The following is an 11,688-nucleotide window of genomic DNA, read 5'->3' on the forward strand; positions in this document are numbered from 1 at the left end:
AGGCATCCCCCATGTGCCCTTTCCTACTTTCTTTTTTTCTATCTAATAAAGTACCCGAAGGTAGTTTATTAGCAGGGTTTGATAGATTATTTTTATAATCTAACTTTACTTGCTCTTTTTTTACATCATGTCAAAGATCGTTCTCTAATGGAGAGTGGAAAATGGAAAGTGGAAAATTTTTAAACTTTCAACTCTCAATTGTCTACTTTCAATTGAGTAGTGGAGAATAACGGATTCGAACCGTTGACAAACCATTGATTTTTCAATTTTTTATCTCCCAAGAAAATCTATCAGGATAAAACTCGACAAGCACCTTTCGTTTTTCTCGTATACCTCTCTCGGTAAGCGGATGCAAAGGTAGTTCTTTTTATTTATTTTGCAACACCCAAAGCAAAAAAAACGAATAAAAAAAGACACCTAATAAAACAACAAACTATTAATGAATATTTTATGATGAACAAATTTATTAATAATATTAGAAGATGCCGATCTTTTTAGAATAAATAATTACTCGGATTTGCAATTTAAGTTAATATCGAGAGATAAAACAAGCTAAATATTCTAACCGAAATAAGTCAATTTATTAATTACAGGAAAGATTTTATGTTTAATTATTCGTCTGCAAAACAAATTCCGGTTTAATTGCGAGGTAACCAAAAGTCGTGAACGCATCTCTTTAAAAGGATAGACTTTGTTTGTTCTTATAGTTTTCTTAAATTTGTTTTCATTTTAATTGTATAAAGTGAGTAGTCTTGGCTAAGTTAAATATGTCTGGTAAATTTATGAAGTTATATCTATCTATATTCTTTGGAGTTATATTTACATTAAGCTGCTATGCACAAGGTTTGCAGTTTCAGGGAAATGATAAATTAATAGAAGACCGTACTTCATATTCTGTGTTCGACAAAGAAATACCAACCTTTAAGAACAGCTTCTCCATTCGTTTCGAAATATCAATTCTACAATTTAACAGTTTTGGCTATATATTCCGCTTAAAGGACAAGGATACCAACAAAACATATAACTTAACCTATACTTACAAAGACGACAAAAACAGTTTCTTTAAATTCAACGCGGAGGGTATAGACAACCTGATTTCCATAGAGTTGCCTAATAACATATTAGGTAACCGCCAATGGCAGACTGTTTCTGTCACTTTTCTACTGAATGACAACAAATTACTTATATCTATAAACGACAAAGAATACACAGTAAATAATCCCGGCTTACCAAAACAGTTCCACCCTCAAATATTTTTTGGAAAAAGCGATCATATTGTTGATGTACCGGTTTTCGCTTTACGCAATCTGGAGGTTGAAAACGATAATAAACTATTGCGCTTTCCTTTAAAAGAAAGCGATGGCGAAAATGTACATGACTGGCAAGGTAAAGTTATAGGACATGTATCCAATCCTGTTTGGCTTATAAATACTGCATATTATTGGAAACACCGCTACACATATAAATCAGCAACAGTAAGCGGAGTTAATTATGATGAATCCAAACAGAATATATTGTTCTTTAATACCGATTCCCTCTCTTTATTCGATCTGCGAACAAACAATGTATTGATCAAAAAATATGCGAACAAACTACCTGTAGATATACAGCTCGGCACGAGTTTTGTCGATGATAAAGAAGACAACCTATATATATATGAAGTTAATAATCTACCGATAGGAAATACTACAATTGCTTCACTTAACTTAGAAAATACAACATGGAAATCTGTAAGCACAGCATATTTGCCCATGCAACTCCACCATCATAATGGATATTATGACACGGAAAACAAAAGATATATTATTTTTGGCGGATTCGGCAATCAAAAATATAACAAGGAATTCCTTTCATTTAATATAGAGAAAAGCAAATGGGATACGTTGATCTTTAATGGGGATAAGATTATGCCCCGTTATTTTTCCGGTATGGCCAGTTTTAAATCAAAAAATCAGCTTTTCATCTTTGGCGGGATGGGAAATGAATCCGGGGATCAAACCATCGGGCGAAGCTATTTATACGATTTATACCAAGTGGATCTGGATAGCAAAAACATTAAAAAATTATGGAATTTGTCATGGCAACCGGAAAATATTGTTCCTACCCGGAATATGATTATGCTCAACGATTCATGTTTCTATACATTATGCTATCCTGAGCACAAACCCAATTCCTACCTGCAATTATATCGGTTTTCCTTAAAAAACGGAAGTTACACAATACTAGGCGACTCGATTCCTATACTTTCGGAGAAAATACCAACAAATGCAAATCTATACTTCAATCATAAACTTAAAGAATTTTATTGTACAGTTCAGGAATTTCAGGATGATGGTTCGTCCGTTACCCGCTTCTATTCGTTAGCTTATCCCTCTATAAACAAAACCGAACTGACAACATACAGTAACCCCCAATCCGTTATAAATACATGGTTCTGGCTTGTTATTTTTTTACTTTTGACAGGTTTGTTTACCACTCTGATTTACTATAAAAAGAGAAATAAAAAGATACAAATCGCGGCTTCAGAGAAAGAAGAAATTTCCATTCCGGTCAAACCTAATATAGAAATAAAAGATAAAGCAAATGCTATTTATCTTTTCGGTGAGTTCACCGTATATGATAAAAACGGACGGGATATTACATATATGTTCAGTGCCAGGCTCAAGCAGGCATTTCTGCTCATATTGGGACATAGTCTAAAAGATGGCATTTCATCACAACAATTCAGCGAGGCTTTATGGCCCGACCGCTCTGAATTTAATGTAAAGAATCTCCGGAATGTTACACTAAATCATCTGAGGAAGATTCTTTCGGACTTAAATGGCATTGACTTGCTTTTTGATAAAGGATATTTCAAAATTGAGCTAACCGATGATTGTTTTTGCGACTGCTCCCTTTTCGAACAACTAATTCATTCAGAAAATAATATAAAAAGTAACTCTCAATTAATAGAAGTCCTAATTCGCGGCAAATTTCTGAAATCATCAGACGATACGCAGCTAGATTCTTTTAAGGAAAGAATAGAAGCCCAAATCCGGTCAATACTACCCATTTATATAGAGAAAGCATACTATAGTCAGAATTACATTCATACGATTCATCTTTCAGAAGTTCTGTTTATAACAGACCCTCTGAATGAAAAAGCTTTGTATTATCTGATAAATTCCTTGAATAATCTGAAACAAACAGAAGAAGCTAAAAAGAAATATGCATTATTTGCAATTGAATATAAGAAAGAAAACAAACAAGATTTGCCTTACACATTCTCTTCTATTCTAAAGAAAGACTAAGTGTGCAGGCCTTGTCATTTTAACATCTAAACGTCCGATTAATAAAAAAGTCTGGCGTCTTAAGCCACTTTTAACCCCCTTTTAACCCCCTTTATATTTACCAAATAATACTTTTGTGAAGATTCGGAAATATCTTATCAGACACATTCCGCAATCTTCTCAAAACAAACAGTATTAATTTTTAATAAGTAATAACCTTAAATTTTTATTATCATGAATTTTTTTGATAAAAGAAAAAATCCGGGGATGAAGATTAGTTTTTTGCTGCTCGTCTTTTTTATTGCATTTTCATGCTCTGACAAAAAAGACAATGTCGCAGATATTAATCTAGATTGCCTATATAGTCATCTTTCGGATATGCAGAATATGCTGGATACTGCCAAAATAGGCACAGAAGACGGAACCTTCCCTAAGGAAAATGCGAACAATCTGTTACAAGCTATCGAAGACCTTAAAACAGGTATTTCGAAAGCTAAAGCCGGAATGTTTGTTCTACAATTCGAGATCGACAATTATTGTGTAGCATCGGACAAAGCTATAGCTGAATTTATGAATTCCTACCAGATGACACTCCCTGCGAGATCAGCTGGTGAATTACTTGTATTCGGTATTGATAAAAAAGGATATATCGATTTTGGCGAATCTGTCGCCTATGGAGGTTCCAACACATTTACTGTTGAGAGCTGGCTCAAGTATGATGCTAATTTCTTCGAATTTGCCATAGGTGATTTCATCGCCACATTCAGCCATGATGGTAACGGAGTGAAGCAAGGATGGATGATAAACTTTATGGGATCTAATCTCCGTATGACAATGGGGATGGGACCACAACAAGACCGGGTACTGGAGTGGGGCAAAGCATATCCGGAAACTTACGGACAATGGATGCACCTGGCTGCTGTATACGACGAAAGTGCAGCAAGTGAACAGCTGAAGATGTATATCAACGGAGAACTGTTCTTTAGCAAAACAAATGATATATATGATGGTGCAACATTACAAAAATATCAGCCAAATACGCGCAATCTGAAAATGTATGCATTCATGGAACCCGAAGATAATAATCGTTGTATGACCGGTTACATGAAGAAGTTCAGATTATGGAGCAAGGCTAAAACTCAAACGGAAATACAGACATTAATGAATTCGGATGTAACAGGAACAGAAGCCAACCTGACTTGCGCATGGGATTTTACTACCGTACCTGCAGATAATACTAACATTCCTGATAAAACAGGCAAACACACAGCCAAACTTGTCGGATCATACAAATGGAAGCCTGTAGCTCAATAATCTAATATTTATAAAAAACAATTACTATGAATCGAAATATATTCACTAAAGTATGCATATTGCTTATACTTATTCTTAGCTGCTATTCTACAGAGGTCTTTGCTCAAAGCAACACCATAGCAGTAAAAGGAACTGTAAAAGACCGCATGAAAGAACCTCTGACTGGAGCGAGTATAGTCATTGAAGGTGCTACAACCGGAACGCTTGCTGATATAGACGGTAACTTCGAATTAAATGTAACTGAAGGTAAAACGATAGTTGTCTCATACCTGGGTTTTATTCCTCAAAAATTTATTATTTCAAAAGCTATCAACCTAAACATAGAACTGGAAGAGGATAGCCAGCAATTGAAAGAAACTATTGTTTTCGGTTACGGAACAATGGAAAAGAAAGACCTTACAGGTTCAATTCAGAGTCTGGATAATAAAGAATTGATGAAAGCGATGACGGTCAATGTTACCGAAGCCCTGAACGGCCGTGTTAGCGGTGTACTGGTTAATAAAACTTCGAACCGCCCGGGTGCAAACATGAGCATCCAGATACGTGGGGTAAACTCATTCAATTTCTCTAACGAACCCCTTTTTGTTATTGACGGTGTACCATCACAATCGGGGATGAAACATTTGAACAGTGCCGACATCGAATCTATCGATATACTGAAAGATGCATCTTCTTCCGCAATATATGGGTCGAGAGGAGCTAACGGGGTTGTTATTATAACAACTAAGGGTGCTAATAAAAGGCCTGGATTCAATGTCGAATATAATGGGTCTGTCGGAGTAAAAACACCAACCCGGATACCCGATATGATAGGGAATAAAGGTAATGGCATGGAGTATGTCGATTACAGAATCGCCTTGTGGAAAAAGAAATATGGAGATTCTTCCCTGATGCGTCCCGATTTCCTTACTGCTGACGAAAAGCGCAGGATTAAATATGGAGAATATTACGACTGGCTGCGTGAGCTGTCTGACGAGTCTATTGTTACCAGTCATAATATAAGTGCCTCCGGCAGTTCAGACAAAGTGTCCTATACTTTTGGTTTGGGATATCTCAAAGACGATGGTATGATAGGTAATGAAAGTTTCGAACGTATTACAGCGAATATAGGTTTGGAATATCGTATGTCGGATAGGTTCAAGATGGGAATGAACAGCTATATATCATTCAATAAAACAAATCATGGAGCCGATGACGCTTTAGTAAATGCATATTTCCTGCCTCCGATTGTTAGCCCATACGGTTATGATGGTGAATATACTTTCAATGTACAGCCTACATCAAGTAAAATAAATCCATTTATACAGATTGATAATAATAAAAAGGAAACAGAAGCGCGCTATACCAACTTCTCAGGCTTTCTTGAATTCCTGCCCATCAAAGATCTCTCTCTGAAATCACAGATAGCTGTACAATATGACAACGATGTATACGGAGAATGGATAGGAACATATACACAGGCCAAACAAGGGGTAAGCGATCCGGATGCCTTCAGAAGAGAAGGTGTAAATCTTAACTATGTATGGGATAACATCGCAACCTATAACAAAACATTCAATGACATACATAAATTAAATGTAATAGGACTCTTCAGTGCCCAGAAGGATACGCATAAAGGCTCTGAAATGAAAGGTGTTGGATTGCCTTATCAGTCAGACTGGCATGCCCTTGAAACTGCAGACCAGATAACAGGAGCTAAAAGCTATTACTGGGAATCATCCATGCTTTCTGTTATGGGGCGCGTAAATTATACATTAAAAGACAGATACTTATTGACAGCAACCGGTCGTTACGATGGGTCTTCCCGCTTAGCTACAGGAAACCAATGGGGTTTTATGCCCTCATTCGCTTTGGGTTGGAGACTCAGCGAAGAAGAATTTATGAAAAGTGCAGACTGGCTCAGTAACCTGAAACTACGCGTAAGCTGGGGTAAAAGTGGAAACAACAATATAAATTACGATATAACAAAGAGTAAGCTCGATCTTAGCAAATATACATTTGGTTCTACAGGTCAAAATGGTTTCGGACTAAGCGATACCAAGGGCAACAGTAACCTGAAATGGGAAATGATGTCGGAATGGAACTATGGATTGGATTTCGGAATACTCAACAACAGGGTAAGTGCAACAATAGATATATACAACCGACTGACAGAAGACCTTATATTCGCTCGCTCGGTAGCCAGCATAAACGGGTATTCTTCTATCCTCGAAAATATAGGAAGTACTACAAATAAAGGGATTGAAATAGGGCTAAACACTGTGAATATCTCCACATCCGATTTTTCATGGAGAACAAATGCTACATTCTCACTTAACAGGAACAAGATCAAGGAACTATATGGGACAGGTGAAGATGATCTGGCAAACCGTTGGTTTATAGGACAACCTATCAGCGTGATGTACGATTTCGAAAAGGTAGGCATCTGGCAGGAAGACGAAAAAGCCGAAGCTGCCAAATATGGTCAGGTTCCCGGACATATACATGTAAAAGATCTTGATAACAATGGTGTATTGGATGAACGCGATTACAAAGTATTAGGGACACCCTCCCCTGACTGGACTATGGGTATAACAAATACATTTACATATAAGAACTGGGATATGTCTATATACATGTATGGCCGCTTTGGAGGTATGTACGACGATGGATTCACATATATGTTCACAGCATGGGACAATGAGCACTGGAACAAACTGGATGTAAAATACTGGACCCCTGAGAATCGTAGCAATGCTTACCCTCAGGTGGGTGCCCAATCGTACTACACACAAGTTTTAGGGAAAATATCCGGTTCATTCCTGAAAATTCAAAACATAACACTAGGTTATACATTACCGGGTAATGTATTGAAAAAATCAGGTCTAAAGAATGCCCGTGTATATGGAGCTGTTCAAAATCCATTCACATTTACTTCATATAAAGGTCCGGATCCTGAAACTATCGGAGAGGATGCATACACCCAATTATCTCTTTATCCAATGACATTTACATTAGGGGTAAACATTTCATTCTAAATCGAATAACACATGAAAAAGATATTAAAAACATTAAAATACGGATTATTGGCCTGTTCAATAACCATAACCGTGGCAGGATGCTCAGATTTCCTCAATTCGGATACGCCGTCTATTATAACTGATGAATATTATAATACAAAACAAGGGCAAGAGAAACTATTGATAGACATATATTATCGTTACCGTTCAGTGTTCAGTACGGGAGAAGTCCAGTATTTCGGTACAGACCTGTATATGGCTATCACTGAAAGCCCTGTGGAAAGAATGTTTAACGGCTATGACAAAACATTCAATTCTACTGCACCCATAGTGGGTGGTTACTGGAGAAACCTTTATAAAATAGTACAGGAATCAAATACTTTGATAACGCGCTGTACCCCTGAAATCGCAGGTAACGACTACGATGGCATCACCTCGCAAGGCCGGTTTCTCCGTGTACTCGGATATTACTATTTAGTAGAAACTTTCGGAGCCGTTCCTTTCTATACAACAGAAAATACAGGCATTATCACAGAAACCGAACGTACTGATGAAAAAGTTATCTATAAGTTTATGATAGATGAACTGGAAGCGATCAAAGGCAAGTTGGATATGACAACCAAAGAACCGGGACGAGCCACTAATGCTGCCGTATTACATCTGCTTGGAAAGTTATACCTGACTCGCGCCTACAAGTCCTATGCAGAAGCTACAGACTTTTCCAATGCTGCTTCCACACTGGATGAATTGATTGAAGCTCCATCTCAGCCATATAGTCTTTTAGCAAGTTATGCGGATGTATATGACGAAAATAACCAGAACAACCCGGAAGTAATCTGGGCTATTCAATACGGTTCTGATAAGAATTATATAGGGAATGGAAATCCTCAGCAAAGCCAGTTCGGATTTAATATCACGGCCTTAGAACCCGATATGTTTACAAAAGTTCAGGCCGATTATTCATCCATGAGTCGTTATTACTGGGTAATTCCTAAAGTACATGAACTATTTACCGACCCCGTTGCCGATACCAGATATGATGCTACATTCAAACGCCGGTTCTTGATCAATAATCCGACCAATGCCAAATTCGGTGATTTGGGTATCTATTTTCCTCGCTGGAATGACAATTCGGGAATGGATGAAGGGGCTGTTAAATATTATCCATTCAAGTCAGGCAGCGACTACAACTGGTATCCTCAGTCCACAGCCTTACCGATTCTGACAAATGCGATTGACCGTATGCCTATGATTCAGAAATTTAAAGACACAAAAATAGATTGGGGTAATCCGGGTTCCAGAGAAGATGTAATTTTCCGCTTATCAGACACATATCTGCTTGCGGCAGAAGCCTATTTAGGAGCAGGTAATTCTTCTCTTGCTCTGGAACGTATAAACTCGATCCGAAAAAGAGCTGCTAAAGACGAAAACATGTATGAACAACAAATGAAATTAAATTCTTTAACCATTAATACAATAATGGATGAAAGAGCACGGGAATTACTCGGAGACCACGACAGATGGTTCGACCTGAAACGTACCAATACACTACTTACCCGCGTGAAAGAATACAATCCGTTCGTAGCGGCATATGATAACCTAAATGAAAACCATCTGGTCAGACCTATCCCTCAGGATGAGATAAACAAAATAAAAGGGGTCGGTCAAAATACAGGATATTAAAAAAAACACTAAAATATGACAACAATGAAAATCAAATATATTATTCTGGGGCTATTATGCAGCCTGGGAGCAAGTAGCTGTGACGATTATTCTTCTCCTACAAAGAACATGGGGCTAAATGAAGAAAACAATGTCAGCCTCTATATGGATCAGTATGATCCAATTGCAAATGTAGGGCAATATACTTTCCCCGAAATGACTACCAAACCTAAGAAATACTGGAATTGCGTGGAAGTATTAAATGTTGGCAGCCGCAACGATCTTGGATGGACAGAAGAGATCAGGGGGCTTCAGTATCACCTGCTATGCCAGTCTATGGCAGGTCTTACCAATCGGGCTGTAGATGAAGGAAAAAGTGAAATTGGCTTCTGGATGCACGATCACGGCGGCAGGGAATCTTATAAACTGTCAGTGGAGGCCCTGAAGAATATGGGTGTCAGCGAGCAAGGTATGCAAAGTGGATTGGAATTGGCAAAAAACAATTACGGCCCTTCTGATGGTGTGAATATACAGCTTAAAGATTTATTTGATGGATATGTTTTAACCGATGTAGAAAACAATCCTGAAAGTAATATCGTTGCTTCCGTTGCATCGCACGTCTACAATTCAATTATAGTAGATATCAGGGACAAAGCCAGCTTCGAAGCGGCAGGCTATACAATGAAATACGATGCACGTAATAAAACGACTGCAGATGCATGGCGCGAATTTAAAGATAAATGTAATAAGAAAGCGTTGGTTGTTATGCCTGTACAAACCGGTGAACTTCGCGACTTCGCAATCAAGAACAATTTATTTGTACTGAATATCAACAAACAGAAAGAAGACCCTTCATCAGGACAAAACCTGGATATATTTGCTGAAGTATTAAGCTGGCTGGAGCCGGGAGCGCCTATATTCGGATGGGAACAAGGTGTTGATGAAGCATTATTTGTGAACAGGGCATCAAAAACAGGGCATACATGGGTACCTAGTGATTGGATATACAATATGCCTCTGACCTCTTTATTATACAAAAGCCGCCAAACAGCTACGTTAGCCAAAGTGGAAAACCCTCAGTTTATCAACTATGATTTGAAAAAGAATTTTGTCTCCTTCTACTTATCTGATGGTGATAATATTCAATGGATGATGAATAATTTTGTCGGGGAATTCTATCAGAATGCCGACGCTAATGATATGAAGATGGGATTCGGACTACCAGTGGGTAATCTGGCAATGACCGCATCGGCACAATTCACCAATATTATAAATCAGCAGAAGCCTAATTACACTTTAATTGAGGCTCTGGGCGGAGGTTATTTATATGCCGATAATTTTGGTGTTGATAATAATAGAAGTGAGAGATTAGCCGAAATCGCTAAGAGTGTTGCTGCAAGTATGCGTCAACATCGTGTTAAAGTACTGGGGCTTATTGCTCAGGATGTTAAATCAACTGCAGCAAAAGAAGGTTTTCAGGCTTATGTAGATGCAAATGATCAGTTGGAAGGAATTGTAGCGATTCAATACTCTCCTTATGCTGGTGGTGAAGGTGAAATTATATGGGTAACTAATAAAAAAGGATATGACATTCCCGTTATCACAGTAAAATATTCCTTGTGGAACTTTGGTAATCGCAACACACCTCGCGAAGGTACTCCTGCATATGTGGCAAATAAACTGAAAGCAGAAGCCAAAGACGAAACATTCTCACTTATTTCGGTCCATGCATGGAGCAAATTCAAAGACATAGGAAACTCGAATGACGAATTAGCTGAAAATACGGATGGAGATAAAAATGGAGCAAGCGCTGCTAAATTATGTGCGAACCATCTGGATGACAACTTTCAGGTAGTAAGTGTACAAGAGTTGATATGGCGGGTGCGAATGCACTACAGAACAGATCAGACTAAAAAATATCTGAGCGAAATATTCTAATCAACGAAGAACTGTTATCCCTCCGGATAACAGTTCTTCCTATTAACAATATAAAGGAAAATGGCAAAAATGAAAAAGACCCTCTCTTTATTATTATGTGCTTTGAGCATTCTCTCGTCGGCTGCTCAGGATTATACACCTGTGGACTATGTTAACCCATTGGTAGGCACTCAGTCAAAACATTCTCTCTCCACGGGCAATACCTATCCTGCGATAGCCATGCCTTGGGGAATGAACTTCTGGATGCCCCAGACCGGAAAAATGGGTGACGGCTGGGCCTATACCTACGATGCCGACAAGATTCGCGGTTTCAAGCAGACACACCAGCCCAGTCCCTGGATCAACGACTACGGCCAGTTCGCCATCATGCCGGTAACCGGAGAAGCCGTTTTCGACCAGGACAAACGGGCCAGTTGGTTTTCCCATAAGGCCGAAATTGCCAAACCATATTATTATAAAGTTTATCTTGCCGACCATGATGTGGTAACAGAGATGGCTCCAACAGA

General features: G+C 38.2%; 5 protein-coding genes and 1 pseudogene. All 6 read left to right on the forward strand.

What is annotated here, in order from left to right; genetic code table 11:
• The first annotated feature begins 782 nt into the window (after window positions 1-782).
• Window positions 783-3,290: a kelch repeat-containing protein gene (locus tag IR083_RS21305; RefSeq protein ID WP_194225837.1), complete on the forward strand. Its 2,508-nt coding sequence runs from the start codon at window positions 783-785 to the stop codon at window positions 3,288-3,290.
• Between the two features lie 246 nt (window positions 3,291-3,536).
• Complete coding sequence (locus IR083_RS21310) at window positions 3,537-4,583, forward strand: LamG domain-containing protein (RefSeq protein WP_242052505.1); 1,047 nt, start codon at window positions 3,537-3,539, stop codon at window positions 4,581-4,583.
• A 26-nt stretch (window positions 4,584-4,609) separates the two neighbouring features.
• Window positions 4,610-7,600 carry a SusC/RagA family TonB-linked outer membrane protein gene (locus IR083_RS21315; protein WP_194225839.1) on the forward strand — a complete coding sequence of 997 codons (2,991 nt, stop codon included), beginning with the start codon at window positions 4,610-4,612 and terminating at the stop codon, window positions 7,598-7,600.
• A gap of 12 nt (window positions 7,601-7,612) precedes the next feature.
• Entirely contained in the window at window positions 7,613-9,265 is a 1,653-nt protein-coding gene (locus tag IR083_RS21320) for a RagB/SusD family nutrient uptake outer membrane protein (protein WP_194225840.1), read from the forward strand.
• Window positions 9,266-9,280: 15 nt separating this feature from the next.
• Entirely contained in the window at window positions 9,281-11,182 is a 1,902-nt protein-coding gene (locus IR083_RS21325) for a GxGYxYP domain-containing protein (RefSeq protein WP_194225841.1), read from the forward strand.
• 69 nt (window positions 11,183-11,251) lie between these two features.
• Window positions 11,252-11,688, forward strand: a pseudogene (locus tag IR083_RS21330) (glycoside hydrolase family 92 protein); the annotation flags it as partial.

Source organism: Dysgonomonas sp. GY75, assembly GCF_015234155.1.
GTDB classification, from domain to species: domain Bacteria; phylum Bacteroidota; class Bacteroidia; order Bacteroidales; family Dysgonomonadaceae; genus Dysgonomonas; species Dysgonomonas gadei.

What these genes read in the sequence shown, in the direction of transcription:
- IR083_RS21305 (WP_194225837.1), top strand. Translation starts at nt 783, where the DNA reads ATGAAGTTATATCTATCTATATTCTTTGGAGTTATATTTACATTAAGC.
- IR083_RS21310 (WP_242052505.1), top strand. Translation starts at nt 3,537, where the DNA reads ATGAAGATTAGTTTTTTGCTGCTCGTCTTTTTTATTGCATTTTCATGC.
- IR083_RS21315 (WP_194225839.1), top strand. Translation starts at nt 4,610, where the DNA reads ATGAATCGAAATATATTCACTAAAGTATGCATATTGCTTATACTTATT.
- IR083_RS21320 (WP_194225840.1), top strand. Translation starts at nt 7,613, where the DNA reads ATGAAAAAGATATTAAAAACATTAAAATACGGATTATTGGCCTGTTCA.
- IR083_RS21325 (WP_194225841.1), top strand. Translation starts at nt 9,281, where the DNA reads ATGACAACAATGAAAATCAAATATATTATTCTGGGGCTATTATGCAGC.